General features: G+C 65.4%; 26 protein-coding genes and 1 tRNA gene. 19 read left to right on the top strand and 8 right to left on the bottom strand.

Features of this window, described 5'->3' with window-relative positions; all coding sequences use genetic code 11:
* Nucleotides 1-82: 82 nt before the first annotated feature.
* The 3 genes from IEW58_RS07340 to IEW58_RS07350 are packed head-to-tail and all read right to left on the bottom strand — an operon-like array spanning nucleotide 83 to nucleotide 3,944.
* Complete coding sequence (locus IEW58_RS07340) at nucleotides 83-472, bottom strand: YdbL family probable chaperone protein (RefSeq protein ID WP_188644533.1); 390 nt, start codon at nucleotides 470-472, stop codon at nucleotides 83-85.
* Entirely contained in the window at nucleotides 472-729 is a 258-nt protein-coding gene (locus tag IEW58_RS07345; protein ID WP_229658484.1) for a YnbE family lipoprotein, read from the bottom strand. The genes IEW58_RS07340 and IEW58_RS07345 overlap by 1 nt, the downstream gene beginning before the upstream one ends.
* On the bottom strand, nucleotides 726-3,944 hold the full coding sequence (locus IEW58_RS07350) for an intermembrane phospholipid transport YdbH family protein (RefSeq protein WP_188644534.1): 3,219 nt from the start codon (nucleotides 3,942-3,944) through the stop codon (nucleotides 726-728). Before IEW58_RS07350 ends, IEW58_RS07345 begins: the two co-directional genes overlap by 4 nt.
* A gap of 55 nt (nucleotides 3,945-3,999) precedes the next feature.
* On the opposite strand from IEW58_RS07350, the gene radC reads away from it, so the two are divergent.
* The 9 genes from radC (at nucleotide 4,000) to IEW58_RS07395 (ending at nucleotide 12,030) form a co-directional block, all read left to right on the top strand.
* Nucleotides 4,000-4,704 (top strand): RadC family protein, encoded by a 705-nt coding sequence (gene radC, locus IEW58_RS07355; protein WP_188644535.1) that lies wholly within the window; start codon nucleotides 4,000-4,002, stop codon nucleotides 4,702-4,704.
* 90 nt (nucleotides 4,705-4,794) lie between these two features.
* Entirely contained in the window at nucleotides 4,795-6,108 is a 1,314-nt protein-coding gene (purB, locus tag IEW58_RS07360) for an adenylosuccinate lyase (RefSeq protein ID WP_188644536.1), read from the top strand.
* Between the two features lie 76 nt (nucleotides 6,109-6,184).
* Entirely contained in the window at nucleotides 6,185-6,526 is a 342-nt protein-coding gene (locus tag IEW58_RS07365) for a DUF1049 domain-containing protein (protein WP_188644537.1), read from the top strand.
* On the top strand, nucleotides 6,523-7,197 hold the full coding sequence (pyrF, locus tag IEW58_RS07370; RefSeq protein WP_188644538.1) for an orotidine-5'-phosphate decarboxylase: 675 nt from the start codon (nucleotides 6,523-6,525) through the stop codon (nucleotides 7,195-7,197). The genes IEW58_RS07365 and pyrF overlap by 4 nt, the downstream gene beginning before the upstream one ends.
* A gap of 2 nt (nucleotides 7,198-7,199) precedes the next feature.
* A complete protein-coding gene (locus IEW58_RS07375) occupies nucleotides 7,200-7,835 on the top strand; it encodes a phosphoribosylanthranilate isomerase (protein ID WP_188644539.1) in 636 nt (211 codons plus the stop codon).
* A 47-nt stretch (nucleotides 7,836-7,882) separates the two neighbouring features.
* Nucleotides 7,883-9,091 carry a tryptophan synthase subunit beta gene (gene trpB / locus IEW58_RS07380; protein ID WP_188644540.1) on the top strand — a complete coding sequence of 403 codons (1,209 nt, stop codon included), beginning with the start codon at nucleotides 7,883-7,885 and terminating at the stop codon, nucleotides 9,089-9,091.
* Entirely contained in the window at nucleotides 9,088-9,885 is a 798-nt protein-coding gene (gene trpA, locus IEW58_RS07385) for a tryptophan synthase subunit alpha (RefSeq protein ID WP_188644541.1), read from the top strand. The genes trpB and trpA overlap by 4 nt, the downstream gene beginning before the upstream one ends.
* Nucleotides 9,882-10,730 (top strand): acetyl-CoA carboxylase, carboxyltransferase subunit beta, encoded by an 849-nt coding sequence (gene accD, locus IEW58_RS07390; RefSeq protein ID WP_188644542.1) that lies wholly within the window; start codon nucleotides 9,882-9,884, stop codon nucleotides 10,728-10,730. The genes trpA and accD overlap by 4 nt, the downstream gene beginning before the upstream one ends.
* 7 nt (nucleotides 10,731-10,737) lie before the next feature.
* Nucleotides 10,738-12,030, top strand: a complete 1,293-nt coding sequence (locus tag IEW58_RS07395; protein ID WP_188644543.1) for a bifunctional folylpolyglutamate synthase/dihydrofolate synthase — start codon at nucleotides 10,738-10,740, stop codon at nucleotides 12,028-12,030.
* A 16-nt stretch (nucleotides 12,031-12,046) separates the two neighbouring features.
* On the opposite strand, the gene IEW58_RS07400 is transcribed toward IEW58_RS07395, so the two are convergent.
* A complete protein-coding gene (locus tag IEW58_RS07400) occupies nucleotides 12,047-13,396 on the bottom strand; it encodes an AmpG family muropeptide MFS transporter (RefSeq protein WP_188644544.1) in 1,350 nt (449 codons plus the stop codon).
* A 73-nt stretch (nucleotides 13,397-13,469) separates the two neighbouring features.
* Between IEW58_RS07400 and IEW58_RS07405 the strand changes: the two genes are divergently transcribed.
* The 3 genes from IEW58_RS07405 to rsmD are packed head-to-tail and all read left to right on the top strand — an operon-like array spanning nucleotide 13,470 to nucleotide 15,946.
* Nucleotides 13,470-14,627 (top strand): aromatic ring-hydroxylating oxygenase subunit alpha, encoded by a 1,158-nt coding sequence (locus IEW58_RS07405; RefSeq protein ID WP_188644545.1) that lies wholly within the window; start codon nucleotides 13,470-13,472, stop codon nucleotides 14,625-14,627.
* A gap of 18 nt (nucleotides 14,628-14,645) precedes the next feature.
* Nucleotides 14,646-15,404, top strand: a complete 759-nt coding sequence (locus tag IEW58_RS07410) for a pseudouridine synthase (protein WP_188644546.1) — start codon at nucleotides 14,646-14,648, stop codon at nucleotides 15,402-15,404.
* The gene (rsmD, locus tag IEW58_RS07415) at nucleotides 15,401-15,946 is read left to right on the top strand and encodes a 16S rRNA (guanine(966)-N(2))-methyltransferase RsmD (protein ID WP_188644547.1); all 546 of its coding nucleotides are present in this window, start codon (nucleotides 15,401-15,403) and stop codon (nucleotides 15,944-15,946) included. The genes IEW58_RS07410 and rsmD overlap by 4 nt, the downstream gene beginning before the upstream one ends.
* A gap of 62 nt (nucleotides 15,947-16,008) precedes the next feature.
* Here rsmD and IEW58_RS07420 read toward each other — a convergent pair whose 3' ends face one another.
* Nucleotides 16,009-16,602, bottom strand: coding sequence for a hypothetical protein (locus IEW58_RS07420; RefSeq protein ID WP_188644548.1), 594 nt, complete (start codon nucleotides 16,600-16,602; stop codon nucleotides 16,009-16,011).
* A gap of 106 nt (nucleotides 16,603-16,708) precedes the next feature.
* On the opposite strand from IEW58_RS07420, the gene IEW58_RS07425 reads away from it, so the two are divergent.
* Nucleotides 16,709-19,030: an ATP-dependent helicase gene (locus IEW58_RS07425; RefSeq protein WP_188644549.1), complete on the top strand. Its 2,322-nt coding sequence runs from the start codon at nucleotides 16,709-16,711 to the stop codon at nucleotides 19,028-19,030.
* 100 nt (nucleotides 19,031-19,130) lie between these two features.
* Nucleotides 19,131-19,289 (top strand): hypothetical protein, encoded by a 159-nt coding sequence (locus IEW58_RS07430; RefSeq protein WP_188644550.1) that lies wholly within the window; start codon nucleotides 19,131-19,133, stop codon nucleotides 19,287-19,289.
* A gap of 6 nt (nucleotides 19,290-19,295) precedes the next feature.
* Here the strand turns inward: IEW58_RS07430 and IEW58_RS07435 are convergent, their stop codons facing one another.
* Both IEW58_RS07435 and IEW58_RS07440 read right to left on the bottom strand, forming a co-directional pair.
* Nucleotides 19,296-20,714, bottom strand: coding sequence for a DEAD/DEAH box helicase (locus IEW58_RS07435; RefSeq protein WP_188644551.1), 1,419 nt, complete (start codon nucleotides 20,712-20,714; stop codon nucleotides 19,296-19,298).
* Between the two features lie 163 nt (nucleotides 20,715-20,877).
* A complete protein-coding gene (locus IEW58_RS07440; protein ID WP_188644552.1) occupies nucleotides 20,878-21,411 on the bottom strand; it encodes a hypothetical protein in 534 nt (177 codons plus the stop codon).
* A 111-nt stretch (nucleotides 21,412-21,522) separates the two neighbouring features.
* Between IEW58_RS07440 and IEW58_RS07445 the strand changes: the two genes are divergently transcribed.
* Nucleotides 21,523-22,971, top strand: a complete 1,449-nt coding sequence (locus IEW58_RS07445; protein ID WP_188644553.1) for an FAD-binding oxidoreductase — start codon at nucleotides 21,523-21,525, stop codon at nucleotides 22,969-22,971.
* Between the two features lie 70 nt (nucleotides 22,972-23,041).
* The gene (locus IEW58_RS07450) at nucleotides 23,042-23,824 is read left to right on the top strand and encodes a SapC family protein (RefSeq protein WP_188644554.1); all 783 of its coding nucleotides are present in this window, start codon (nucleotides 23,042-23,044) and stop codon (nucleotides 23,822-23,824) included.
* Between the two features lie 180 nt (nucleotides 23,825-24,004).
* Here the strand turns inward: IEW58_RS07450 and IEW58_RS07455 are convergent, their stop codons facing one another.
* On the bottom strand, nucleotides 24,005-24,943 hold the full coding sequence (locus IEW58_RS07455) for an N-formylglutamate amidohydrolase (RefSeq protein ID WP_188644555.1): 939 nt from the start codon (nucleotides 24,941-24,943) through the stop codon (nucleotides 24,005-24,007).
* A gap of 96 nt (nucleotides 24,944-25,039) precedes the next feature.
* On the opposite strand from IEW58_RS07455, the gene cpdR reads away from it, so the two are divergent.
* The 3 genes from cpdR to IEW58_RS07470 all read left to right on the top strand — a co-directional run bounded on the left by cpdR (nucleotide 25,040) and on the right by IEW58_RS07470 (nucleotide 26,919).
* Complete coding sequence (cpdR, locus tag IEW58_RS07460; RefSeq protein ID WP_188644556.1) at nucleotides 25,040-25,429, top strand: cell cycle two-component system response regulator CpdR; 390 nt, start codon at nucleotides 25,040-25,042, stop codon at nucleotides 25,427-25,429.
* Nucleotides 25,430-25,510: 81 nt separating this feature from the next.
* Nucleotides 25,511-25,585 (top strand) — tRNA-Val (locus IEW58_RS07465).
* 110 nt (nucleotides 25,586-25,695) lie between these two features.
* Nucleotides 25,696-26,919: an NADP-dependent isocitrate dehydrogenase gene (locus IEW58_RS07470; RefSeq protein ID WP_188644557.1), complete on the top strand. Its 1,224-nt coding sequence runs from the start codon at nucleotides 25,696-25,698 to the stop codon at nucleotides 26,917-26,919.
* Nucleotides 26,920-26,943 lie beyond the last annotated feature (24 nt).

Raw genomic sequence — 26,943 nt, forward strand, 5'->3', positions numbered from 1 at the left:
AGAACCGGTGCGCCGCCCCCTTAGGCAGAGGGATGGGCCGAGTCAATCAACGCGGATGCCTGGAACCAGAATCCCGGTAAATTTATGGGCAGCGGCTATCGCGCAACGGCGGAGCAGTGGTCCGGGTCTGCCAGCTTCCGTCGGGAGCCTGGTACTTTTCCCCCGGGACGGTCTTGGCAATGGCTGCACAGCCCGCGGCGAAAGCGAATTCTTCCAGCGTGGCCGGCGGGTTGGCCGTCTTCGCCGCTTCGGTGTACTTGTCACGCCGCTGGATGTTGATGTCGCTGACGAGACGGCGAAGCTCGGCGGTGCCGGCGCCTACCACTCCGAGATACCCGTCCATCTTTTCGCCCACCTGGCCGGCAGAACGCGCCGCCGCGTATTCGGGGGAGCGCTGCGCAAGGGCGGGCGATGCGGCCAACATACCCGTGGCCAGCCCGGCCGCAGCGATGATCTTCCAGACGGTGTTCATCAAAAGATGTCCTTGTTTTCCTCGATCGTCCGGTCCGCTTCAGCGGCCAGGCGATAAATCACTTCCTGGCGGATGTTGACATTAAGCTCGATCACGATGGGTTTGTCGGGAGCCGTCACATTGACGCACCCACCCAGCGCAACCGTCGCTACCACCGCCAGCGGCACTGCCTTCGCCAATCCGGCCATGCGATTACCCCTGTTCATGGCAGCAGGTTTCGCAAGGCTTCTGTCGCAGGTCAATTCGTGGCGGATCATGGCATTTTCTCGCTTTCGGACGTCTGAACGGGCGGCACGTCGGGGATGATGTCTTCAGGCTTGATCGCGGGCGGGGGCGCAGTGACCTCGCGCTGCAGGACGCTGCCGTCGGCGTTAAGCAAGCCCACGTCCCGCGGATCGCGCACCGATGCTGGATCATACATTGCCTTGATGGAGGTGATCAGCTGGTAGAACGGCGCGCGAATGTTGATGTTGAAGCGCAGGGGCAGGTTTTCGAAGCGACGGGTGATGAAGTTGCGCTTTGCGCGGGCTCCCTGCTTGACTCCGTCGAACCGGACTTTGGTGACGATTTCGCCGGTCAGGCTGCCGTCCATCCCTACGCTCATCTGCTGGTAGTCGAGCGACCGTAGCGCCTCGAAGGCGAAGTTTGCCATCGTGCCAAGGTCGCGGCGGGTAAGCTCGCCGAGATAGGAGATATTGCCCCCCGGCGATCTGGCAATCAGCAGTCCGCCCTCAATGCGGCCATTACCAGATGAATCGAACACAATGGGCAGCGTTCCGTCGAACGTGCCGGTAGCGTTGATGTTCGAGAGATCCATTTGCTCGACGAACTGGCCGGCCTGAAGACCTTCGATCTCGAAGATGTAACGGCGCTCTTCGCTCACCCCGAGGTTGAGCGTGGTGGATCGGAGAGTCAGGGTGCCGCCCATGAACGGCCAGCGCGCACCCTCCACGCCGAGAATCTGCCCGTCGCGCAGCGAGAACGCGAATTCGCCATCGGTAACCTCGATCCCGGGGTTGACCGAGCCGACTCGAATGCGCTGGCCGGGTGCAGTTGTCAGGCCGAGAAGGTCGGTGAACTCGACTGTACCGCTGGCTCCGCGCACGGGACCGAAGGAAGCGGCGAAATCGAGCGCGTCGCTCGAGAAACTGCCGGTGCTTTTCACCCCGCTCGCGTTCCAGGCGATCCGGCCGGTTCCGCGGACCGTCCCCGAAACATTTGCCACGACGCCCTTGGCGGCAGGCAGCAGCTGAAAAGGTTGGAGCCGCCGGTCGAAGAGAACCCCTTTCACTGCGAGATCGGCGTGGCCGACGCCGCTGCCCAGATCGTGCAAGATCGCCGCTTCGACCACCTCTCGACCGGTCCCGGGTTCACGCAGGGTGGCGAGCGCGCGGATGAGATTGTCGCGCAAGGTGAGAGTGGCGCCAGACGACACGAGCGGGCTGAAGCGAGCGGCCTGGTTGCGGTCGACCAGCCGGAATTCGCCATCGCCCAGGGAAAGCGCACCGCCAGCGTAACGCCAGTTGCCCGATGCGTTCAGCAGGTCGAGCGGCACGCCGTACAACCGCACATCGGCATCCGCAAACCGGCCGCCAATCTCCCGCCCGAAGGTAGCGGTAAGGTTCGCGATCCGGAAGCTGCTGGCAGTTGCGGCGGGACCAAGCGAGACGTCCACGGCGCGCGCGCTCAGTGCGCCGGGGTAAGCGAAACCGACCGGCCCCGTCTTCAGCCGGATCGCCGTGTCGGCCAGCCGGCCAGACAGGTTAAGCGACGGTGCGCCGGCGGCGATCCTCAGCCCCCGACCATCCCGTCGCAGGATCGGCTGTCCGGCACTCGGACACAGGGTCAGCGACCGGCGGTCCAGGGAGAGAGACGCAAGCTCCAGTCGGTCGAATCCGATCTTCGTGCAACGTCTCCACAGCGCGAGAGCCCCTCCCGGCGACCAGTTGCCATCCAGGGGCAAGGCGAGATTTCGGGCCGATCCACCCGGAAGCACTCCGCTTGCACGTGCGCGGCCTGCAAAACCGAGCGCTCCGTTCGGGTTCTGGGCGACCACGAGCTCCGGTATTTCGAGCGAACTCGATCCCGCGCGATATTGCGCCATCCGCAAGCGAAGCACTGCCTTGCCTGCGGGGCCCTGCTCCATCCGGCCGACAATCCGCGGGAGACCCGCGCCCCCGGTTGCAAAGTTGCCCGAGAAGCGGACCGCCCCTGTCCTCGGCAGGCTCAATTGACCGCGCGACAAGGCGAGCAAGGTGGCGCCGCTCCCCCCGCGCAAAGACGCCTGGGGTACCACCAAGCTCGTGCCGCTCCGCGTACGACGGGCGGTGAAGCGCGCCGCCAGGCTGCTGGCGCGCCCTTCCCGTGCAAGCGCCCCTCGGGCTTGTTGCAGCAGAGGCCCCAGCAACGTCCCTTCCACCGATCTTCCCGCATCGGCTAAAGCTGCGTCGAGGCCCGCGCCCACGCGCAGGCCGTTCCCCACAACTTCCGCCTGCAATTCGCTCGTGGCCAATCCGTCGCGCGCCCGCACGGTCCCCTCGGCAGTCACGAGTGCGGCGCGAAGCTGCGGATGCGACAAGCCTCGGGCGGCCAGCGAGTAGCGGCCGTTGAGCTTTCCGGCGCGCCAATTCGCCCGCAGGGTGCCTGCGAGGCCATTCGCACGAATGCCGCCCGCTGCGAACCGTGCTGTTTCCAGCCGCCCTCCGCCCTCCAGCCCCTTGAAATCCGCGTCGACCGTGGTGTCGAGCGCGAGCGCTGCTTTCTCCACCGCGAACCCTCGGTTTCCGCACGATAAACGACCCAGCCGGAGCGGCCCCTTGATCGTTGCCTTTCCGTCCTTGCTTGATACTCGGCCGAACAACGTGGTCGCTCGCGCGGAGCACCCGCCGCCATCGAGCTTTGGGGAGGCGACGGCAAGGATTCCGGAGAAGCCACTGTCGAGCTTGCCCGCACCATCAGCCTTCAATCCGACCGGGCCGAAATCGGTCTTCACAAGTGCCCTTCCATCGACAAGATGGAGATCGAGCCTGGGCAAGCCAGGGGGTTTGCCGGTCTTGCGGAAGAGCGCCTTGTCCAGCGATCCGAAGCTGAGCTGTCCTGACCTGAAGCTACCGTACAAACGCGGGCGGATCAGCGTGATACGGCCGATCGTGGGAGTGCCCAGCCGATAGACGATCGGGACCTCGGCGCGCTCTACCGTAAGGTCGGGCGCACGGGGATCGCCCACCACGATATTGGTAAGAACCTGCCGGTCGGGACCGATCCGGCTGATCTTGTAAGTAGCCGGTATGTCGTACTGGCGCAGCTGGCGCTCGATGATGTTTTCCGCGATCCGCTCGCGCGAGAACCAAATTCCCGCCACTGCCACCAAGAGGACGAGCAGAGTTACGAGCAGGACGCGCAGCCACCATCGCCGCCGCGCAGGCTCGCTGGCGAACGCAGCCTCATCAACCTCGCTGTCGGCCTCCGCCATCGACCCCCACTTGCGCGCACCGTCTGCCAAAGGCAATGCGCCGGAACGTAACGCGATGCGGGGGGAAAGGTTGCCGCAAGCTGAAGCCGCTGCCGGTCCGGCCGGCCATCGGGCACGCCTGCGCCAGCGCCTGCTGGACGGAGGGACCGAGGCCCTGGCCGATTACGAGGTCCTCGAATTCCTCCTGTTCGCCGCGAACCCTCGCGGGGACACGAAGCCGCTCGCAAAAACTCTCCTTGCCCGGTTCGGCTCGCTCAATGCCGTGCTCAATGCCGAACCCGGCGCTCTGAAACAGGTCTCGGGAATGGGCGAGACCGGCGCTGCGGCGCTCAAGGCAGTGGCGCTCGCGGCGCGCAGAATGGCCCGCGGCGAGGTGCAATCGAAACCGGTACTTGGCAGCTGGCAGGCGCTGCTGGACTATCTGACGATCGACATGGCCCATTTGACAGTCGAACGCGTCCGGGTCCTCTATCTGGACACCCGCAATCGCCTGATCGTCGATCACCATGTCGGCGACGGGTCGGTGGACGAGGCGGCGATCCATCCGCGCGAGGTCGTGCGCAAGGCACTCGATGTGGGAGCCACGGCGATGATCCTTGTCCACAACCATCCCAGCGGCAATCCGGAGCCCAGCCGTGCCGACATCGACATCACGCGCCGTATCGCGGAAGCCGGAAGGCTGCTGGGTATCGTCGTCCACGATCACGTGATCGTCGGCCGATCCGGGCATGTGAGCCTGAAAGCGAAAGGGCTGATCTAGCCTCGTCATTGCCCGCCAAGCGGAGGCGGGTTGCCATCGGCGGCCCGTCCCCCTAGCCGCTCGCTCGCAGCCGTCCACCGGAGTCGATCAATGGTCCCCCGCTATGCCCGCCCCGCGATGACCGCGATCTGGGAGCCCGAAGCGCGTTACCGCATCTGGTTCGAGATCGAAGCCCACGCGACCGAGAAGCTCGGCGAACTGGGGGTCGTCCCGCCCAGCGCGGCGAAAGCATTGTGGGCCTGGTGGAACACCAATCCCCGGATCGACGTCGCGGCGATCGACGCGATCGAGGCCGTGACAAAGCATGACGTAATCGCCTTCCTTACCTGGGTTGCCGAACAGGTGGGCGACGAGGCGCGCTTCATGCACCAGGGCATGACAAGCTCGGACGTGCTCGACACGACACTGGCGGTGCAGCTGGCACGCGCCAGCGACATCCTCATAGAAGATCTCGACCAGCTACTCGCTGCGATCAGGCGGCGTGCCAAAGAACACAAGTACACGCCGACCATTGGCCGCAGCCACGGCATTCATGCCGAACCGGTCACCTTCGGCCTCAAGCTGGCGCAGGCTTATGCCGAGTTCTCCCGCTGCCGCGAGCGCATGGTGGCGGCTCGCTCGGAAATCGCGACTTGCGCAATCAGCGGCGCCGTCGGGACGTTCGCCAACGTCGATCCATCAGTCGAAGCTCATGTAGCCCAGAAGCTCGGCCTCGCGGTCGAGCCTATCAGCACCCAGGTGATCCCGCGCGATCGCCACGCGATGTTCTTTGCCGTGCTGGGGGTTATCGCCAGCAGCGTCGAGCGACTGGCGATCGAAGTGCGCCACCTGCAGCGAACCGAAGTGCTCGAGGCGGAGGAATATTTCTCACCTGGACAAAAGGGCAGTTCCGCGATGCCGCACAAGCGCAATCCGGTTCTGACCGAGAACCTCACCGGCCTGGCCCGTGTCGTCCGTTCGGCGGTCGTCCCGGCGATGGAGAACGTCGCGCTTTGGCACGAGCGGGACATCAGTCATTCGTCGGTCGAGCGCTTCATCGGGCCAGATGCGACGATCACGCTCGATTTCGCGCTCGCACGGCTGACGGGGGTTATCGACAAGCTCCTGGTCTATCCGGAGAGAATGCGAAAGAACCTCGACCGGATGGGTGGTCTCGTCCACTCCCAGCGCGTACTGCTTGCGCTCACCCAGGCCGGCGTGAGCCGTGAGGATGCCTACCGCCTGGTCCAGCGCAACGCGATGAAAGTATGGGAAAGCGACGGGGCGCTGTCGCTGCTCGAGTTGCTGAAGGCAGACCCCGAGGTAACCGCCGCGCTTTCGCCAGAGGACCTCGAGGCCAAGTTCGATCTCGATTATCATTTCGCCCACGTCGACACGATCTTCGCCCGCGTCTTCCCCTCCTGACGGGCACGCCCTTCCCTTCAATCCCCATCTTGCCTAGACCGGGCCAGCAACGGTTACGTCTTCAAGGAGAACGCCCATGCAGATCGTTCGCACAATCGTCTGGGCCGCCTTGCTAGCGCTCCTTCTGGCGTTCAGCTTTTTCAACTGGCGCCCGGTCGAAGTGCAGATCTGGGACAATCTGGTGCTGGAAACCAAGATACCCGCACTCGTGATTGTCGCTTTCCTGCTGGGGCTGGTGCCGATGTGGCTGATCCATCGTGGCAGCAAGTGGCGGCTGCAGCGGCGGGTCGCGACGCTGGAGAACGCGGTGCGCGCGCAAGCCGTGGCGCCCACTGCCCCGCCAGTTGAACGACCCCTGACCCGCCCCGACGCGCCGGTCGAAGGCGCTCCGGTGCCCCGCAGCGAAATACTTGGATGAGCAATCCGGTTTACCTTGCGCTCGACCTGCCGCGGTTGGACGAAGCGAAAGCGCTCGCGAACCGGGTCAAGGCTCACGTCGGCGGCATCAAGCTCGGGCTAGAATTCTTTTGCGCGCATGGTCACCACGGGGTGCACGAAATCGCGCGGATCGGCCTGCCGATATTCCTCGATCTCAAGTTCCACGATATCCCCAACACCGTCGCCGGCGCGATGCAGGCTATCCACGTCCTGGAGCCGGCCATCGTCACCGTCCACGCCAGTGGCGGCCGGGCCATGATGGAAGATGCAAAGGCGGCCGCCGGAAACGGCACGAAGGTCGTTGCCGTGACCATGCTCACCAGCCTCGACGAACGCGATCTTGCGCGCACGGGGGTGATGGGCAATGCGCACGACCAGGTTCTTCGCCTGGCGGAACTGGCGCATATCGCGGGTCTCGACGGCGTCGTGTGCTCCGGACACGAAGTGAAGTCGGTGCATGGCCAGTGGAAGGATGGGTTTTTCGTGGTTCCTGGTTTGCGGCTTGCCGGGCATGGGGTCGGCGACCAGAAGCGTGTGGTGACGCCGCGTCAGGCCCGCGATGATGGTGCCAGCGTGCTGGTGGTCGGCAGGCCGATCAGCCGCGCTGATGATCCCGTGGAAGCCGCGCGCAATATCGAGGCGACGCTGTAAGGATGTCCCGCCCGCTCGTTAAGGTATGCGGCTGCAACAGCGCGGAAGCGGTTGACGCGGCGGTGGACGCGGGCGCCGATTACATCGGGCTGGTTCACTATGCGCCCTCCCCGCGTCACGTCACGTTGGAGCAAGGGGCCGCGCTGCGGGCGCGCGTCCCCTCCACCACGAAGGTCGTTCTCCTGCTGGTCAACGAACAGCCGCTGCCGACCGCGCAGGCGGTGGATGCCGTTCGGCCTGACATCGTCCAGTTCCATGGCGGTGAAACCCCCGAATGGCTGGGCCTTCTCAAGCGGGCAGTCTCGCACGAGCTGTGGAAGGCGATCGGCGTTCGCAGCGCGGCGACACTCACCGACACGCTGCGCTACCGCGGGGCAGCTGACCGCATTCTCTACGATGCCGCACCTGGCGTGCTGCCGGGCGGGAACGGCCTTGCCCTTGACTGGTCGCTGCTGACGAACTTCCGCCACGAACTGCCCTGGGGTCTTGCCGGCGGGCTCAATCCCGACAACGTGGCCGAGGCGATCCGCGTGACCGGCGCCCCGCTGGTGGACGCGTCGAGCGGCCTCGAGAGCGCGCCGGGTGTCAAGGACCCGGGCCGCATCCGTGCCTTCATCGAGGCGGCCCGCGGCGGCTAGGCAAACGAATCTCGACTTCGCACCCTGTCGGCGGCAAGGGGAGCGCGATGAACAGCCCCAACTCATTCCGCAACCAACCCGACGAACGCGGCCACTTCGGCGGCTACGGCGGCCGTTATGTCGCCGAGACGTTGATGCCGCTGATCCTGGAGCTGGAAGCGGCATATCGCGCGGCGCAGGCGGACCCCTCGTTTCAGGCCGAGTTCGACGATCTTATGGCGAACTACGTCGGACGGCCCAGCCCGCTCTACTTCGCCCCCCGCCTGACCGAGGCGCTCGGCGGCGCGCAAATCTGGTTCAAGCGCGACGAGCTCAACCACACCGGCGCGCACAAGATCAACAACTGCATCGGGCAGATCCTGCTTGCGATCCGCATGGGCAAGAAGAAGATCATCGCCGAAACCGGCGCTGGCCAGCACGGGGTCGCAACGGCGACGGTCTGCGCGCGGTTCGGCCTTCCCTGCACGATCTTCATGGGCGCCACGGACGTCAGTCGCCAGCAGCCGAACGTGTTCCGCATGAAGCTGCTCGGGGCCGAGGTGATCCCTGTCACCAGCGGAGCGGCCACCCTCAAGGACGCGATGAACGAGGCGCTGCGCCACTGGGTCGCGAACGTCGAGGACACGTTCTACATTATCGGCACTGCCGCCGGTCCGCATCCCTACCCCGAGATGGTGCGCGATTTCCAATCGGTCATCGGCAAGGAAGCGCGCGCGCAGATGCTCGAGCGGACCGGCCGCCTGCCCGATCTGCTGGTTGCAGCGATCGGAGGGGGAAGCAACGCGATCGGGTTGTTCCATCCGTTCCTCGACGATGCCGAGGTCAAGATGCTCGGCGTCGAGGCGGCGGGGCACGGCCTCGACAAGCAGCACGCTGCTTCCCTTGCGGGTGGTTTCCCGGGAGTGCTCCACGGCAACAAGACCTACCTGCTGCAGGACGAAGACGGCCAGATCGCCGAGGCGCATTCGATTTCGGCGGGCCTGGACTACCCCGGAATCGGCCCCGAGCACGCCTGGCTCAAGGAAACCGGACGCGTCGAATACACCGCGATTGATGACAATGAAGCGCTCGATGCGTTCCAGATTCTCTGCCGAACAGAAGGTATCATACCGGCACTCGAGCCGAGTCACGCCATCGCCGCGGTCGCAAGGCGCGCGAAGGAGATGGACCGCGATGCCATCATTCTCGCCAACCTGTGCGGACGCGGTGACAAGGACATCTTCACGGTAGCCGAGGCGCTGGGAGTGGAGATGTGAGCCAGCGTCTCGCCTCCGCATTCGCCAGGGGCCGGCCCGCGCTCGTCTGCTTTCTGACTGCCGGCGACGGCGATACGGCATCGAACCTCGATGCCTTGGTCGCCGGCGGTGCGGACGTGATCGAGCTGGGGATGCCGTTCACCGATCCGATGGCCGACGGCCCTGCCATCCAGGCCGCCAACATCCGCAGCCTGGCTGCCGGAACGACCAATCGCGACGTGCTGCTGATCGCCAACGAGTTCCGCGAGCGGCACCCCGACGTGCCGCTGGTGCTGATGGGCTATGCCAACCCGATGATCCGCCGCGGGCCCGAGTGGTTCGCTTCGGAAGCGTCCGCCTGCGGGGTGGACGGGGTCATCTGCGTCGATATTCCGCCGGAGGAGGACGACGCGCTCGGACCGGCGCTGCGCGACGCCGGGATCGATCTCATCCGCCTTGCCACCCCGACCACCGACGCCCGGCGCTTGCCGACGGTACTCGAAGGTTCGTCCGGCTTCGTCTATTACGTCTCGGTCGCGGGCATCACGGGTCTGCAACAGGCGAACACCGCCTCGATCGAAAGCGCGGTCGCCCGGCTCAAGGCGGCGACTGACCTTCCCATCGCGGTCGGGTTCGGGGTCCGCACTCCGGAGCAGGCGGGCGCCATCGCGCGAGTGGCAGACGGCGTGGTCGTCGGCTCCGCGCTCGTCGAACTTGTCGAGCACCACGGCGTCCACGCGCCGGAACACATCAGGGCGCTGACCGCTTCGCTGGCCGAAGCCGTGCACGCGCAAAACAAGGAGATCGCCGGATGAGCTGGCTCAACCGCGTCCGCAATTCGCTCCCGTTCCTTCCCAAGCGAGAGACGCCGGACAACCTGTGGGTCAAGTGCCCGGGCTGCCAGGAAATGCTGTTCGTCAAGGAATACGAGGACAACCTCGATGTCTGCCCGCGCTGCGGCTTCCACGGGCGCATCGGCGCCGACAAGCGGCTTTCCCAATTGCTCGACGTAGGGTTCGAGCTGCTTCCGCAACCGAGCGTCAAGGAAGATCCGCTCAAGTTCCGCGACACCAAGAAGTACACCGACCGCATCAAGCAGGCCCGGGCCAAGAACCCGCATTCCGATGCCTTCAGCGTGGGGTCCGGTGCGATCGACGGGCGGCCTGCCGTGGTCGGGGTGCAGGACTTCGGCTTCATGGGCGGGTCGATGGGCATGGCCGTCGGCGCGGCTTTCGTTGCCGGGGCCCAGAAGGCAATCGAGCGGCATTGCCCCTACATCGTTGTCACTGCCGCTGGCGGCGCGCGGATGCAGGAAGGCATCCTCAGCCTGATGCAGATGCCCAAGGCGACCGTGATGACGCGGCGCCTCAAGGAAGCGGGCCTCCCCTACATCGTCGTGCTGACCGATCCCACCACCGGCGGCGTCACCGCGAGCTATGCGATGCTGGGCGATGTCCACATCGCCGAGCCCGGCGCGCTGATCGGCTTCGCGGGCCAACGTGTGATCCAGGACACTATCCGGGAACAGCTTCCCGAAGGCTTCCAGCGCGCCGAGTACCTGCTCAAGCACGGCATGGTCGACATGGTCGTGCCCCGCGGCGAGCTCAAGGCACGGCTGGCGACGCTGATCGACTATCTCGCTCCGCGAAAGGCTGCCTGAGGCCGCCGTGAAGGACTTCGCCCGTTCGGACGATCCGGCGGTCCAGGCACAGCTTGACCGGCTGGCGGCCCTGTCGCTGCCGCAAGGCCGTTTCGGGCTGGAGACGATCAAGACACTGCTTGAGCGGCTGGGCAATCCGCAGGACCGGCTTCCCCCCGTGTTTCACGTGGCCGGGACCAACGGCAAGGGATCGACCTGCGCCTACCTCCGGGGGATGCTCGAAGCCGGTGGCCTGACTGTCCACGCCGCGACCAAACCGCACCTTGTCCGCTACAACGAGCGCATCCGCATCGCTGGCAAGCTGATCGCCGACGAGCAACTCGCCGCCCTGCTGCGAGACGTCCTCGATGCCGGCGAGGATCTCGGGCCGAGCTTCTTCGAGGTGACCACAGCGGCCACCTTCCTGGCCTTTGCCGAGACCGCCGCGGACGCCTGCGTGATCGAAGTGGGCCTGGGTGGCCGTTTCGATGCCACCAACGTTATCGAACGCCCCGCCGCATGCGGCATCGCCAGCCTGGGGATTGATCACGAGGCCTTCCTGCTCGCGCCGGAGGAAGGCACGCCGGATGATCCGCTCGCCCGCATTGCATTCGAAAAGGCGGGCATCGTGCGCCCGGGCCGGCCGCTGGTGACGATGGAGTATCCCGAAGCGGCCGAGCTCGAGATCGAACGCGCCGCATTGGCTGCCGGCGCCCCGCTCCACATGCGCGGGCACGACTGGCATGCAAACGTGGGCGAGCGCATCGAATATGAGGACCGTCACGGACGCCTCGCCCTGCCGCTACCCGCGCTTGCAGGGGCGCACCAGGCCGACAATGCCGCCTTGGCGGTTGCCATGTTGCGCCACCAGGATTTCGTGACCGTGGGGCCGGATGCGCTGGAAGCCGGGATTCGCACTGCCCGCTGGCCCGCACGCCTCCAGCCGCTCGGCGCCGGCGCGCTGAGCGCGATCGTGCCCGGAAGGCAACTATGGCTCGACGGGGGGCACAACCCGGATGCAGGCCTTGCCATCGCTCGTCATTTCGAGGGTCGCCTGCACCTCGTCATCGGCATGCTGGCCAACAAGAACCCGCTGGCCATCGTCGAGCCGCTGGCGGAACGGCTGGAGACTATCTCGGTGGTGCCCGTACCCCGCAGCGACAGCCATCGGCCCGAAGCATTCGGACCGGGAGCGCTCGGCTTCGCGGGAATCGAGGAAGCACTGGCCGCGATCCCTGCCGACGATCTGCCGATCCTTATAGCCGGATCGCTGTACCTTGCTGGAGCGGTGCTCGAGAAGAACGGCGAGCTTCCCGATTGATCCGGCGGTCGATGCCCTAAACCGGCGGATCGGCCCGCGCGTCTCCTTCACCGACCTCGCCCGCGGTGCCCATCGCAGCATCGACCAGGCCGGCGCGCATCATCCACCAGAACAGCGCGATGCCTGGCAGGGCGAGAACCGTGGTGAGCAGGTAGAAGTTCACGTAGCCGTAGCTCTCGATCAGTCCGCCCGCCGTCGTCCCGGTAAGAAAGCGGCCGACGATGCTCGCGCCCGCGCTGATCAGGGCATACTGGGCCGCGGTGAAACGCAAGTCGCACAGGGCCGAGAAGTAGGCGACAACGACCACTCCGCCGAAGCCGCTGGCGAAGTTCTCGAACCCGATCGCGCTTGCCATGCCGATATTGCTGTGCCCTGCTGCAGCCAGCGCGGCGAAGCTGAGATTGGATATGGCCATCAGCACGAGCGCGATCAGCACCGACCGCTTGAGGCCGAGCTTGGCGTAGAGCACCCCGCCGACGAACACGCCTATGATCAGCGCCCAGAAGCCGACCCCGATATCGTAGAGCGCGATCTCGTCATTGGTGAACCCGAGGTCGTCGAACAACAACCGGAAGGTCAGGTTCGCGAGCGTGTCGCCGATCTTGTGAACCAGGATGAACAACAGCACCAGCCAGGCGCCGCTGCGCTGGAAGAACTCGACGAACGGGCCAGCGATGGATTGCCAGATCTCGCTTAGGCTGCGCTTGGCCGCGACGACTTTGCGCCGTTCCGGTTCGCCCAGCACCAACGCGGTAATCATCGCCGGAAGCGCGAATGCCGCGCAGGCGATATAGGCCGCCTCCCACCCGTAACGCGCGGCCACGACGAGCGCGAGCGCGCCCGCGGCGGCGGAACCGATGCGCCAGCCGTACTGGCTCATGCCCGATCCGGTGCCGAGCTGGTACGGCTTCAAGGTTTCGATGCGGTATGCGTCGATGACGATGTCGAAGGTCGCGCCCGCGATGCCGAGCAGGACTGCCGATGTCGCCGTCCAGATGATGTCGGCGCCCGGATCGGCCAGGGCGAGGTTGACGGTTGCCGCCATCACGAAAGCACCCGCGAGCAGCATCCAGGACACGCGCTGGCCGAGGCGGCCGAGGACCGGAAGCCGCACCCCATCGACGATCCAGGCCCACAAAGGCTTCAGGTTGTAGACGAAGAACGCCAGCGTGAACGCCGTGACCGTCGACTTGTCGATTCCGCTTTGCGCGAGGCGGGTGGTCAGGGTCGCCGCAAGCAGCGCGAACGGGAAACCCGACGAAACACCAACGAAGAAGGCGGCGAGCGATTCCTTCTCAAGGTACGGCTTGATCGAGTCCCACAGGCTGCGCTGCTGCACCCGGGCAAGCTCGGCTTCCTCGACCATTCCCTAGCGTCCTTCCCGTTCCCGAAATTTCGTGCGACACTTACTGCCGGGAGAGGATTAGGGAAGCGCCGGGATGAACGATACCGTAACCGCGCCGGGGAAAAGACCGACCGCCGGACAGCTCGCCCTCGCCGAAGCGCTGGCGCGGGGCGAAACGAGGCCGGCCGGCGGGATCACCACTGTCCCTGCGTCGGTCTATACCGATCCCGAGCACTTCGCGCACGAGAAGGCGGCGCTGTTCGATCGCCTGCCGCAGGTCCTGATGCCGAGCGCGCTGATACCCGACCCAGGCATGGCAGTTCCGCACGACCTCACCGGGAAGCCCTTGCTCGTCACGCGAGACAAGGAGGGCATGGTGCACGTCTTCCTCAACGTGTGCCGCCACCGCGGAACGCGGCTGGTTGAAGGCAACGAGGCGGAATGCGTTGCGCGGCTGGTGTGTCCCTATCACGCCTGGACCTATCGGCTCGACGGCGCGCTGCTCGCCCTGCCCCGGCCGGACAGTTTTCCGGGCCTCGACAAGGGCGACTTCCATCTCGTCGAGTTGCCCAGTTGCGAGGCAGGCGGATTGATCTGGTACTCCCCGCGAGACGAAGCGGATTTCACACTCGCTCGCAGCCTGGGGGAGGACATGGACGCCTTCGGTGCGCCCGACCACTTCCTGTTCCGGCGCAAGACGCACAGCGTCGCGGGCAACTGGAAGCTGATCATGGACGCGTTCCTTGAAAGCTACCACGTAACCCGACTCCACGCGAAAACGATCGGCCCGTTCTTCAAGGATGGCGTGACCAGCGGCGACATGATCGGACCCCATGCCCGCAGCGCGGTTGGGCGAGTGGACGAACTGGACGGGATCGACCTCACCGACATGGCAGCCCTGCGCCGGCGGGTTACTTTCGCCTATCAGCTGCTGCCGGCCACGGTGATCATCCCGAGCCCCGACTACATCAACGTGATGGCGCTGTGGCCCCAGGCGCAAGACCATACGCTGGTGGAGGATTTCATGCTGATCCCGGAACCGCCCGCCAACGACAAGGCCCGCGACCACTGGGAACGAAGCTGGGCGCTGCTCGATGGAGGAGTGTTCGCCAGCGAGGACTTCCGTGCGGCCGAACTCGGGCAGCAGGGTCTGTCGACCGGCGCGGTGCCCGAACTCACGCTTGGCACGCTGGAAGGCGGCATCCGCCGGTTCCACGAGACCGTGAGCGAGGCGTTGCGCGCCGCCAACTGAGCGCCTAGTCGCTCGCTCATGCCCTCCCCCACTCCCGAAAAGGCCGCCGGCGAACGCATCGCCAAGTTGCTCGCGCGCGCGGGCGTCGCCAGCCGGCGCGAAGTCGAGCGGATGATCGCCGAGGGACGCGTCGCGATCGGCGGCAAGGTGCTCGACACCCCGGCCACCATCATCCCGAACCTTGCGGGCGTTACGGTCGACGGCAAGCCGGTCGAGCGGGCGGAACCGGCGCGGGTGTTCGCCTTTCACAAGCCGTCCGGCCTGATCACCGCGGAAAAAGATCCCAAGGGCCGCCCGACGATCTACACCGCGTTGCGCAACGCGCTGCCGCGCGGCGCGCCGAGAGTAATGCCCGTCGGGCGTCTCGACATGAATACCGAGGGACTGTTGCTCCTGACGAACGACGGCGCGCTGAAACGTGCTCTGGAGCTGCCATCCTCCAACGTTCCCCGCACGTATCGCGTCCGCGCCTTTGGCGACATCACGCAGCCCCAGCTCGACGACCTCATCGAAGGGATCGAGATCGATGGCGTGCGCTACGGCAAGATCGAGGCCGACCTCGAACGCGGGTCGGGCCGAAACCGCTGGATCGTGATGACCCTTACCGAGGGTAAGAACCGCGAAGTGCGCCGCGTGCTCGAGCACCTCGGAATGCAGGTCAGCCGGCTGCTGCGGGTGGGCTACGGCCCCTTCAATCTTGGCGACCTGCCCCGAGGCGCGGTGGCGGAAGTCCCGCAAGTGCAGGTCGAGAGGCTGCGCAAGAGCCTGAAGCTGTGAGGGTGATCGCGGGAGAATGGCGGGGGCGCAAGCTGGTATCCCCGAAAGGCGATGCCACGCGCCCGACCGCCGACCGCACCCGCGAGACTCTGTTCAACATGCTGGCGAGCCGTCTTGGCAGCTTCGAAGGGTTGAGCGTGGTGGACCTGTTCGCCGGGTCAGGCGCCCTGGGGCTGGAGGCGCTTTCGCGGGGGGCTGGTTCATGCCTGTTCGTGGAAAGCGATCCGGCAGCGGTCGAAGCCATTCGCGCCAACGTCGCAGCGCTCGATGCGCGCACCCGGTCCGAGGTACGCCGAGGTTCGGTCCTGGAACTTGGTCCGGCCAAGGAGCCGCACGATCTGATCCTGCTCGATCCCCCCTATGGCACGGGGGCAGCGGCGGTGGCGACCGATCGCCTGCTCCGCCTGGGATGGATCGGCGCGGCCACCTGGATCGCAGCCGAGACCGGCGCGGACGAGAGGTTCGAGGTCAAGACTCTCTCGATCGTCGCGGAGCGCAAGGTCGGGAAGGCCCGGCTGTGGCTGCTGCGGCTCGACCTTTAAGCCAGCCTAAGCGAAAGGGGCGCCGAAAGGACGCCCCTCCTTTCACGCTATCCTCGCGAAAATCAGCGCTGCGGCTTCTTCCCGGGGATTTCGCTGGCGGGACGGCCCGGCCAGTATTTGAGCGGGACGTTGCCGTACTTCAGCCCGGCCTCGCGCGGGTTGATGCAATGGTCCTGCATGTCCCCCTTGCACGGCGGATAATCGGTATTCGCGTTATCCGCGGCAGGGGTCGTCTGCACCACGGCATTGCTCACGAAACGCATGTTGCCGGCACCCGCGCTAGTCGACGCCGTGGTGGCGGTCTGAGCGGTCGCAGAGGCAGTACCCGCCGGCCCACCGGCGAGCTGGCGCTCGATCGAGGTCCAGGTCGTCGCGCGCTGCTCGGGCGTCATGGCGTAGAGCTGCTGGCGCTGCGCGTCGGTCAACGCCCACCATCCGGTCTGCTGGGTGGGGGTCAACGTCCAGTAGTAGGTCCGGTAGGTATCGGGCCAAGCGGTGTACATCGTCTGGCGCTCGGGCGGCCAGGCATCGTACATGCTCTGCTGGGCATCCGTCATGACATAGACGTCGCCGTTGGAAGTGACGGCCATGTCCTGCGCGGCGGCAGGGACGGCGAACGCCAGCGCAGCGGCGCCGGCCATGATCAACTTGTTCATGGATCTTCTCCTTAACAATTGTCGTGGCCTCTACGCTCGCTGCTTGACTCGGTTCCGATGGAGGCCTTGCGCCCGCCCCCGGTGTTCCCTAGCTGTTCACCTTCCGATGAGCACCGATCCCGCCCCGCCCGCGCCCGGCCGCGCCCTTGCCGCCGACGACAGCGCGGTTCCGGCATACGCGGCAACCCTGAATGCGCCGCAGCGCGAGGCAGTGCTGACGACCGAAGGGCCGGTGCTCATGCTCGCGGGCGCCGGCACCGGCAAGACCGCCGCCCTGACAGCGCGTCTCGCCCATCTCGTGGCAACCCGACGGGCCTGGCCCAGCGAGATCCTTTGCGTCACTTTCACCAACAAGGCCGCGCGCGAGATGCGCGAGCGGGTCGGCCGGCACATCGGGCCCGCGGTGGAAGGGATGCCGTGGCTCGGCACGTTCCACTCGATCGGTGCGAAGATGCTTCGCCGCCATGCGGAGCTTGCCGGACTGCAATCGAACTACACGATCATCGACACCGACGACCAGATTCGCCTGCTCAAGACGCTGATCACGGGAGAGGGCCTGGACGAAAAGCGCTGGCCGGCGCGTCAGCTTGCCGGCCTGATCGACCGCTGGAAGAACCGCGGGTTAAACCCGGATGACCTCGATGCGGTGGAGAACGAGGCCTATGCAAATGGCAAGGGACAGAGGTTCTATCAGCTCTATCAGGACCGTCTGAAAACGCTGAACGCGTGCGATTTTGGCGATCTGTTGCTCCACGTTCTCAACGTCTTCCGAACCCATCGCGAGGTGCTCGAACAGTACCAGCAACGCTTCAAATACATCCTGGTGGACGAGTATCAGGATACCAACCAGGTTCAGTACTTGTGGCTCCGCTTGCTCGCGCAGGAGCGCAAGAACATCTGCGTGGTGGGCGACGATGACCAGTCGATCTATTCCTGGCGCGGCGCGGAAGTCGCCAATATCCTGAAGTTCGAGAAGGACTTTCCGGGCGCGAAAATCGTCAAGCTGGAACAGAACTATCGTTCCACTCCGCACATCCTGGCCGCCGCATCGGGCCTGATCAACGCGAACAGCGAACGGCTTGGCAAGACGCTGTGGACCGAGCTTCCGGCGGGCGAAAAGGTGCGCGTCATCGGCGTATGGGACGGACCCGAAGAGGCCCGGCGGGTCGGCGAGGAAATCCAGCGGCTCGAACGCGAAGGCGCGGGGCTGGACCAGGTCGCCATCCTCGTACGCGCACAATACCAGACCCGGGAATTCGAAGACCGCTTCATCCAGATCGGGATGAACTACCGCATCATCGGCGGCTTCCGGTTCTACGAGCGCGCGGAAATCCGCGATGCCCTCGCCTATCTGCGGGTGATTGCCAGCCCGGCCGACGATCTCGCCTTCGAACGGATTTACAACCAGCCCAAGCGCGGCCTCGGCGCAAAGACGCTTGAATCGATGCACCGTCACGCGCGGGCGACCGGCCTTCCGCTGGCCGCCGCCTCGCTCCAGCTTGCCGATAGCGACGAGTTGCCCGCCCGCGCCCGCGGGACGATCGCGAACCTCATGGGCCAGTTCCTGCGCTGGCGTGAGTTGGCGGAAACGACCGCCCCTGCCGAGCTGCTGCGGACGGTCCTCGCGGAAAGCGGTTACGATGCAATGCTGCAGGCCGAAAAAAGCGCCGAAAGTGCGGGCCGCGCGGAAAACCTCTCGGAACTCGCCCGCGCGATGGAGGAGTATGATTCCCTCGGCGATTTCCTGGAGCACGTTGCCCTGGTGATGGACAACGACCGTGCGGATGATGGCGAGAAAGTCACCATCATGACCATCCACGCGGCAAAGGGACTTGAATTCGATCATCTGTTCCTGCCCGGCTGGGAGGAAGGCGTCTTTCCCTCCCAACGGGCGCTGGACGAAGGTGGCCTTGCCAGCCTCGAAGAGGAGCGCCGCCTCGCCTATGTCGCCATAACCCGCGCCAGGCGGCGCTGCACGATCCTCCATGCCGCCAACCGGCGCATCTACGGCCAGTGGACCAGCTCGATCCCGAGCCGCTTCGTGGGCGAGCTTCCGGCCGACCACGTGACCGAGGAGACGACGCTGACGGGCGGGGCTTCTCTCTGGCGCGCGCAGATGAGCGAGCACGAGGATCCGTTCGCCCACCTCGCCCGGGCGCAGCCCGCGCGGACGATGACCCGAGGGCCCGGATGGCAGCGCGCGCTCACTACCGGCTACGACACCGCACCCCACCGCGTACGCGAAGTGACCCGCAGCGCCGCGAGCTTCGCCGCGGAGGCGCGCAGCGACATCGCGGTCGGCCAGCGGGTGTTCCATGACAAGTTCGGCTATGGAGAAGTGGTCGACCAGGAGGGCAACAAGCTCGAGATCGAATTCGAACAGGCGGGACGCAAGCGGGTCATCGACAGCTTCGTCACGGTGGCCTGAAGCGGCTCGCGCCGCAGTCCGCTCCATCTGTCGCGATTGACGGCATTCAACCGGAACTCCGGCCATGCCTGCTGTTTCTGTCTCTGAAGGAGAGACACGCATGGCAAGCGAAACCGGAAACGCCCAGGCGCGCGAAGAGAACCGTGGCAGCGCAAACGCCAATCAGGCGCGGCGGGAAATGGAAAGCCGCGATCCCGACAAGAGCAACGCCCGCGACCGCGAAGGCCGCAAGGGCGGAGACAACGCGAAGAACCTCTAGGGGGGTTTAGAGCGCGGAGAGTCCGAGGAAGCTGGGGACAGGACCGTTCCACTCGCCCGGCTGCAGGATCGGCTCCCGCTCAATCTCGGCAGGACTGGTACGCTCCTCACGCCGCGGGGGGTCTTCCCGGACCACGCCGCCACGGCGGCCAGATCCATGGGCAGCCTCTTCCCGCTCACGACGCGGCCGTCCGCGTTCACGGGGCCGCCGATCATCGCGGTCGGTCGGGGAGCGTTCGGCCCTTTCTTCCCGCTCCGGTCGGGGTTGCCGTTCAGGCTCCGGCTCCGGAGCTTTGAGCTCGACCCTCAGGTCCTTCTTGCCGAAGACCGGGATAGGCGCCTGGGTCAGCTTTTCGACATTGGCGATCGCTTCGGCGTCATCTTCCGCAACGAATGTGAAAGCCCGGCCCTTGGCGCCCGCGCGCCCGGTGCGACCGATGCGGTGAACGTAGTCGTCCGGGTGCCATGGCGTGTCGAAGTTGAACACGTGGCTTACGCCCTTCACGTCCAGCCCGCGCGCGGCCACGTCGCTGGCCACGAGGATGTTGACCTGCCCCGTCTTGAAGCGTTCCAGCTCCTTCATACGGCTGGCCTGGTCCATGTCACCGTGGATTTCCCCGCTTGAAAAACCGTGACTGAGCAGGTCCTTGTTGATTTCGCGAACGGTCGTCTTGCGGTTTGCGAAGATGATCGCGGTATCGACGAGATCGTTGCGCAGCAGCCATCGAAGGGTGGAACGCTTGTCACGCGCCTTCACCGGCACCTTGAAGGCAGCGATGTCCTCGTTGGTGGAGGCCCGGCGGCTGACCTCGATCCGCTTGGGATTGGTCAGGAACTTCTTTGCCAGCTTCTCAATCGGCGGCGGCATCGTCGCGCTGAACAGCATCGTCTGCCGGGTGGAAGGAAGCTTCGAGCAGATGAACTCGATATCGGGGATGAACCCCATGTCGAGCATCCGGTCAGCCTCGTCGATCACCAGCAGCTCGCACCCGGTGAGCAGGATCTTCCCGCGCTCGATAAGGTCCATCAGGCGGCCCGGCGTGGCGATCAGCACGTCCACCCCGTCGCTCAAGGCCTTGAGCTGGTCGCCCATCTGAACGCCGCCGATGAGCAGCGCCATCTTGAGGTCGTGATTTACGCCGTACTTCTCGAAATTCTCGGCTACCTGGGCCGCGAGTTCCCGCGTCGGTTCGAGGATCAGCGACCTCGGCATCAGCGCACGGCGGCGGCCGTGGCCGAGGATGTCGATCATCGGCAGCACGAACGAGGCGGTCTTGCCCGTGCCGGTCTGCGCAATCCCGACGATATCCTTCATCATCAGGACCGGAGGTATCGCCTGCGCCTGGATGGGCGTGGGCTCGCTATAACCGGCGGCTTCGACCGCCTTTAGCAGTTCGGGCGAAAGGCCGAGGTCGGCAAAAGTCATGCAGTCTCGATTTGCTGTGGTTTGCGAGCGGTGCGCTCGCCCTTATGACGAGGATGCCCTTCTTGGGAAAAAAGCACCCTGGACGAAGGCTGTACGCCGTCCGTCACGATCCGCTCGCGCCCTGCCCGCAGGAGGGACGAAAGTCAAGGTTTGCGCGGCCGCCTCAGTCGTCCTTGTCGACGAGCTGGCGCATCCTGCTGATCGAGCAATTGGATCCCGCCCGTGAGTGCAGCTTGTCACGATCGGCGCAGAGCATGCCGTCGTTGCTGCGCTCGATGTAGAAGCCCGAATAGAAATCGCGCGCGCTGCAGGCTTTCTCCAGGCTGGCCGAAAGCAGCCGCTGATCGCGCATGAACAGCAGGAGACGTCCGCCAGCGTCGGGTTGGACCGCCGCGATCCCGGCCAACGGCACGCACTTGCCGATCTTGCGCTCCTTCAGCCGGCGGGCGTCCTGCGGAGCGGGCGGCGGGATCAGGCTTTGACGAGGGATCCGGCCCGGCGGCGAAATGCGCACGATCACCCGCTGCTCGATTCGAACCTGCTTCTCGATCGGCACTCGCGTCGGCTCGACGCTTCGGGCCGCGCCGGTTCCCTGCGGCCGCACAGTTTCGGGCTTGGCCACCGGCAGATGCTCCACAACACCGGCGCCGGAGACCACCAATGCTACTGGAGCTGCAAGGGCAAGGATGGAGTTCATGAGACCGAAGGAAGCGCCTTAAGTGAGCCGGTTGAATACCGGCTTAACCCCTTGAACATTTGGCGCCAGTGGTAGCGCTTGCGTGAGGGTCTGTGTCATAGCGACGGGACCATGACCGATCGCAGCGATTTTCTCGAAGCAGCCGGCGCCATTCTGGGACCGCGCGGATTTACCCGCGATGCAGAACTCATGGCGCCGTGGCTAACCGATTGGCGCGGCCGCTTCACGGGACGTGCGCTTGCACTCGCCTCACCTGCCACAACGGAAGAGGTTTCCGCACTGGTGCGACTTTGCGCCGCGCACCGGGTGCCGATAGTGCCGCAAGGCGGCAACAGCGGAATGTGCGGCGGCGCCACCCCCGATGACACCGGCGAAGCGATTCTGCTTTCACTCCGGCGGATGGATGCGATCCGCAGTCTCGATGCATCGGAGAGAAAGGTCGTTTGCGAAGCGGGCGTGATCCTGCAGTCGCTGCATGATGCAGCCGCCCGGGAAGGAGTTCGATTCCCGCTTACCCTGGGCGGCAAGGGATCGGCCACGGTCGGCGGGCTGATTGCGACCAACGCCGGCGGTACGCAGGTTCTCCGGCATGGCTCCATGCGGGCGCAGGTCCTCGGTCTGGAGGCAGTCCTTGCGGACGGCAGCGTGTTTTCCAGCCTGACGCCGCTGAAAAAGGACAATCGCGGCTTCGACCTCAAGCAGTTGCTGATCGGCTCCGAAGGAACCCTGGGCATCGTCACTGCCGCCACCCTGCGGCTGGTGCCCGCCGTCGCCGTCCGCGCGGTTCTCTGGGCGGGGATCGCCTCGCTCGAAGCAGCACGGGCGCTGCTGCTGCATTGCGAGGACGCGGCAGGCGAGGCGCTGGAAGGTTTCGAGGTGCTGTCCCAGGAAACGCTTGGCGATGTCATAAGCCACCTGCCGTCGGCCCGCCCGCCGCTAGGCGATGCCCACCCATGGCACGCACTGATCGAACTGGTCGCCGATCGCGCGTCGGCCGAGCGGCTGCCCGAGCTGGCCGAGACATTGCTGACGGGCGCGCTCGAACGCGGCCTTCTCGAAGACGCTACGATTGCTGCAAACGAGACGCAGGCCGAGCAGTTCTGGGCGTTGCGCGACGCCATCGCGCCGGCCGAACGCGCCCGCGGCCCCGCGGTCCAGCACGACATCTCCGTTGCGGTCGAGCGGATGCCGTCGTTCGTGGAGGAAGCGGTGCCGCTGGTGGAGCGGTCCTGGCCCGGAACCCATGCGGTCGCTTTCGGCCACCTGGGCGATGGCAACGTGCACTTCCACGTGATCGCGCCCCCTGGCGCGGACCCGCTCGCGTGGCAGGCCGGAGACGGCAAGAAGATCAGCGCTCAGGTCTATGAACTGGTGACCCGATGGGGCGGTTCGATCAGCGCGGAGCATGGAATCGGCCAGCTCAAGCGCGAAGAGTTCGCCCGATTGGGCGATCCCGTTGCATTGGCCATGCTGCGCGCGGTGAAGCAGGCGCTCGATCCTCAGTCCCTGCTCAATCCGGGCAAACTGGTCCCGCTTGCACCGATGCACGACAATCCTTAAAGCGCGCGCTTTCCGCAGCGCGGCCAAATACCCGACGCTGTTGCAATCACGTGCTTTCGGGAGATCGATCATGGCCACCGCGCCGCAGCCCACCCTGCCCCTGTTTTATAATGACCTGATGCCGCTCAACAGCCGCGATCATGCCAAGTATCGCAGCAACCCGGGCGACGGCCTCACGTGGCTGGTGAACCAGCATGCGGTACCGCTCACTTCGGACGAGTTCATCCAGGCCCAGCGCCATTTCCCGATTGTCTTCAGCTCGGGCGAAGGATCCGTCCCGCTCGCGCTCATGGGTCTCAACGAAGGGGTGAACACCTTCATCGACGACGGGGGCAAGCTGATCGAGGATGTGTACATCCCGGCTTATGCGCGCCGCTATCCGTTCCTCCTCGCGCGCCTGGCTCCGGACGCACAGGAGCTTTCGCTTTGCTTCGATCCTGCCAGCGGCCTGCTCACCGAGACAGACACCGGAGAGGCGCTGTTCGAGGACGACGGCAAGCCTGCCCCGCTGGTTCAGGGTGCGCTGGAGTTCTGCCAGAAGTTCGAGGAAGCCGGTGCCCGCACCCAGGCTTTCGTCCAGGAACTCATCAACAAGGATCTTCTGATGGACGGGGAGATAGCGATCACCCGCAACGACGATCCGGACAAGCCGTACATCTATCGCGGCTTCAAGATGATCAACGAAGAGAAGCTGCGCGAACTCGATGCGGAGACGGCCAAGCTGTGGACCGGCAACGGGATCATGGCGCTGATTTTCGCGCACCTGTTCTCGATGGACATGATGCGGCACATCTTCGGCCGCCAGGCGGCTCAGGGCAAGGTTCCAGAGCAGCAGGGCCAGCCCGCGGCCTGACGGGCGAAGCGTTCCAAACCTGCGGTCGGGCGGTTCTTGAAACCGCCCGACCATTCACTACCTTGGTTCTGCCTGGTCCGCGCATCCCCTCATGGCCGGACCGGGTCAGTGCACTGACGTGCACTTCCTCCCTGAACCTTGGCCACCTCGTGCATCGCACGGGGTGGTTTTTTATTGGCTCTATTCCGCAGCAAGGCCAAAGCGGCCGGGTCGCGCAATCGAGGCTACCTCGTTTGCAAGCAGGCGCACGAGCCCGGAAAGCAGGCGCGCGACCCCTGCCGCCCTTCCGCTCGGCTCCAGCAGGCGCCCGTCGAGGTAACTGGACCGGCACACCTCGATCTGCAGCGCGTGAATGCCGCGCGCCGGCGCGGCATGGTGGTCGAGCACGAAGCCGCCTGCGTAGGGCCGGTTATGCGCTGCCTGGCGCCCCTGCGCCTCGAGATAGGAAAATGCCGCTGCCACGAGAGCGCGATCGCAACTCGCCCCGAAGCGATCGCCAATGACGAACTCCGCCCCCGGACGTCCGCCTGTTCGGGCAGGAAGCGGAGGCATCGAGTGCAAGTCCACCAGCAAGGCCGCGCCCCACCTATCGCGTAGCTGGTGCAGCGCGCCACGGAGCGCAGCGTGATAAGGCTGGTGGATTCCGGCAAGGCGGTTTTCGAGGTCGCCTCGCTCCATGCGGCGCTTCCAGATTTCCCCGTGCCCCGGCAGCCTTCGCGGAACGATGCCCAGGCCCCCGCGCGCGCGCCGATTGGCCAGTGAATGCCGCGTGCCGGAAGGCGGGGCGCTATCGGCGACCATCGACCAGTCCATGTCGTCCGCCGAGCGGTTGAGATCGAGCATCGCCCGCGGCGCGTGGGCGACCAACAGGCCCGCACCGGTCGATCGGGCGATCGCCTTGCCCAGCACATCGGCATGCCGGTCCTCCAGCCGCAAGGCGGATACGGTCGAATCCCTCATCCGCGCGAGGAGATCGTCGGGGTAATCCCGGCCGGCGTGGGGGACGGCAATCAATACCGGTAGCGGCGCACCAGGCGGCAAATGCAGCGTAAAAGCCGGAGAGTTCGTGCCCGGGATCGATCCTCCCGGCTGCCCCCGCTCGTCGCGCTGTTCATCCATCGTTGTTCAACGTGGTGCGCGTCGGCCTGCGTGTCAAAGCGGATCGCAGCCGCGTCCGCGAAAGATTTCTTAATGCCGATGTGCTATGCGTTAGGGATGAACGAGCTTCCCCCGATCCGCATTCTCCTTGCCGAAGACGAAGATGCCATGCGTACCTACCTCGCGCGGGCGCTGGAGAATGCCGGCTACGAAGTCGTATCGGTCGATCGGGGCACCGACGCACTCCCGCTGCTTGAGGATCAGCACTTCGACCTGCTGCTATCCGACATCGTGATGCCGGAGATGGACGGGATCGAGCTTGCCCAGCGCTGCAACGAAGTCAGCCCGTCGACCAAAGTCATGTTCATCACCGGATTCGCCGCCGTCACCCTCAAGGCGAGTCGCGAACAGCCGCGCGCCAAGGTCCTGTCGAAGCCATTCCATCTCAAGGACCTGGTGATGGAAGTTGACCGGGTATTTCACCCCGATGCGGCTGCAAGCCTCTGACCCCCTTGCGGCGGCGCGAAGCCGCCGCTACATGGCCGCCTCGCCGACAGGACCAGTGCCTGCCGGCATGCTCGATGGTGCGGGCGTATAGCTCAGTGGTAGAGCACTATGTTGACATCGTAGGGGTCCCAAGTTCAATCCTTGGTACGCCCACCATCGGGAACTGAGAGGCGTCGCGGAAGCGGCGCCTTTCGCGTTTCGGGCCTCCCCTTGCACCCCCGCCCTGCCCTGCTAAAGCGCCGGCAACTCCACACAGCAGGACCGACATGGCAAAGATCAAGGTGAAGAACCCGGTCGTCGAAATCGACGGCGACGAGATGACCCGCATCATCTGGCAGTGGATCCGTGACCGGCTGATCCTGCCCTATCTCGACATTGACCTGAAGTATTACGATCTCTCGGTCGAGAAGCGGGACGAGACGGAAGACCAGATCACCATCGACTGCGCCAACGCGGTCAAGCAGTACGGCGTCGGCGTGAAATGCGCCACGATCACCCCGGACGAGGCGCGGGTCGAAGAATTCGGCCTGAAGAAGATGTGGAAGAGCCCCAACGGCACGATCCGCAACATCCTGGGCGGCGTCGTTTTCCGCGAGCCGATCGTGATCCAGAACGTACCTCGGCTGATCCCCGGCTGGACGGACCCGATCGTCGTCGGCCGCCATGCCTTCGGCGACCAGTACAAGGCGACCGATACCCTCATCCCCGGCCCCGGCACTCTCCGTCTCGTCTTCGACGGCGACGATGGCGAATCGATCGATCTCGAGGTGTTCAAGTTCCCCTCGAGCGGCGTCGCGATGGCGATGTACAACCTCGACGATTCGATTCGCGATTTCGCCCGTGCGAGCTTCAACTACGGCCTAAACCTGGGCTGGCCGGTTTACCTCAGCACCAAGAACACGATCCTCAAGGCCTATGACGGGCGCTTCAAGGATTTGTTCGCGGAAGTCTTCGCCAACGAAGGCTTCGCAGAGAAGTTCAAGGCCGCAGGCATCGTCTACGAGCACCGCCTGATCGATGACATGGTCGCCAGCGCGCTCAAGTGGTCGGGCAAGTTCGTGTGGGCGTGCAAGAACTACGACGGCGACGTCCAGTCGGACCAGGTCGCGCAGGGCTTCGGCTCGCTCGGCCTGATGACTTCGGTCCTGCTCACGCCAGACGGCAAGACCGTCGAGGCCGAAGCCGCCCACGGGACCGTCACCCGCCACTACCGCCAGCACCAGCAGGGCAAGGCGACCAGCACGAACCCGATCGCCAGCATCTTCGCCTGGACCCGCGGGCTCTATTACCGCGGCAAGTTCGACGGGACTCCCGAAGTGCAGAAGTTCGCCGAGACTCTCGAGCGGGTCTGCATCGAGACGGTCGAAAGCGGCAAGATGACCAAGGACCTCGCCCTGCTCATCGGTCCGGAGCAGGCCTGGATGACCACCGAGCAGTTCTTCGAGGCGATCGTCGAGAACCTCGAGAAAGAGATGGCAGGCTGGGCCTAACGGGCAGAACCAGCCGATCAGTGA

Source organism: Tsuneonella deserti, assembly GCF_014644315.1.
GTDB classification, from domain to species: Bacteria; Pseudomonadota; Alphaproteobacteria; order Sphingomonadales; family Sphingomonadaceae; genus Tsuneonella; species Tsuneonella deserti.

Excerpts from the sequence above, each read along its gene's own strand:
- IEW58_RS07470 (WP_188644557.1), top strand. The coding sequence starts at position 25,696 with ATGGCAAAGATCAAGGTGAAGAACCCGGTCGTCGAAATCGACGGCGAC.
- cpdR (WP_188644556.1), top strand. The coding sequence starts at position 25,040 with ATGAACGAGCTTCCCCCGATCCGCATTCTCCTTGCCGAAGACGAAGAT.
- trpB (WP_188644540.1), top strand. The coding sequence starts at position 7,883 with ATGAACAGCCCCAACTCATTCCGCAACCAACCCGACGAACGCGGCCAC.
- IEW58_RS07350 (WP_188644534.1), bottom strand. The coding sequence starts at position 3,944 with ATGGCGGAGGCCGACAGCGAGGTTGATGAGGCTGCGTTCGCCAGCGAG.
- IEW58_RS07425 (WP_188644549.1), top strand. The coding sequence starts at position 16,709 with ATGAGCACCGATCCCGCCCCGCCCGCGCCCGGCCGCGCCCTTGCCGCC.
- IEW58_RS07430 (WP_188644550.1), top strand. The coding sequence starts at position 19,131 with ATGGCAAGCGAAACCGGAAACGCCCAGGCGCGCGAAGAGAACCGTGGC.
- purB (WP_188644536.1), top strand. The coding sequence starts at position 4,795 with ATGGTCCCCCGCTATGCCCGCCCCGCGATGACCGCGATCTGGGAGCCC.
- IEW58_RS07420 (WP_188644548.1), bottom strand. The coding sequence starts at position 16,602 with ATGAACAAGTTGATCATGGCCGGCGCCGCTGCGCTGGCGTTCGCCGTC.
- IEW58_RS07365 (WP_188644537.1), top strand. The coding sequence starts at position 6,185 with ATGCAGATCGTTCGCACAATCGTCTGGGCCGCCTTGCTAGCGCTCCTT.
- IEW58_RS07405 (WP_188644545.1), top strand. The coding sequence starts at position 13,470 with ATGAACGATACCGTAACCGCGCCGGGGAAAAGACCGACCGCCGGACAG.
- accD (WP_188644542.1), top strand. The coding sequence starts at position 9,882 with ATGAGCTGGCTCAACCGCGTCCGCAATTCGCTCCCGTTCCTTCCCAAG.
- IEW58_RS07455 (WP_188644555.1), bottom strand. The coding sequence starts at position 24,943 with ATGGATGAACAGCGCGACGAGCGGGGGCAGCCGGGAGGATCGATCCCG.
- IEW58_RS07450 (WP_188644554.1), top strand. The coding sequence starts at position 23,042 with ATGGCCACCGCGCCGCAGCCCACCCTGCCCCTGTTTTATAATGACCTG.
- IEW58_RS07345 (WP_229658484.1), bottom strand. The coding sequence starts at position 729 with ATGATCCGCCACGAATTGACCTGCGACAGAAGCCTTGCGAAACCTGCT.
- IEW58_RS07340 (WP_188644533.1), bottom strand. The coding sequence starts at position 472 with ATGAACACCGTCTGGAAGATCATCGCTGCGGCCGGGCTGGCCACGGGT.
- IEW58_RS07435 (WP_188644551.1), bottom strand. The coding sequence starts at position 20,714 with ATGACTTTTGCCGACCTCGGCCTTTCGCCCGAACTGCTAAAGGCGGTC.
- IEW58_RS07400 (WP_188644544.1), bottom strand. The coding sequence starts at position 13,396 with ATGGTCGAGGAAGCCGAGCTTGCCCGGGTGCAGCAGCGCAGCCTGTGG.
- radC (WP_188644535.1), top strand. The coding sequence starts at position 4,000 with ATGCGGGGGGAAAGGTTGCCGCAAGCTGAAGCCGCTGCCGGTCCGGCC.
- IEW58_RS07445 (WP_188644553.1), top strand. The coding sequence starts at position 21,523 with ATGACCGATCGCAGCGATTTTCTCGAAGCAGCCGGCGCCATTCTGGGA.
- pyrF (WP_188644538.1), top strand. The coding sequence starts at position 6,523 with ATGAGCAATCCGGTTTACCTTGCGCTCGACCTGCCGCGGTTGGACGAA.
- IEW58_RS07440 (WP_188644552.1), bottom strand. The coding sequence starts at position 21,411 with ATGAACTCCATCCTTGCCCTTGCAGCTCCAGTAGCATTGGTGGTCTCC.
- IEW58_RS07375 (WP_188644539.1), top strand. The coding sequence starts at position 7,200 with ATGTCCCGCCCGCTCGTTAAGGTATGCGGCTGCAACAGCGCGGAAGCG.
- IEW58_RS07410 (WP_188644546.1), top strand. The coding sequence starts at position 14,646 with ATGCCCTCCCCCACTCCCGAAAAGGCCGCCGGCGAACGCATCGCCAAG.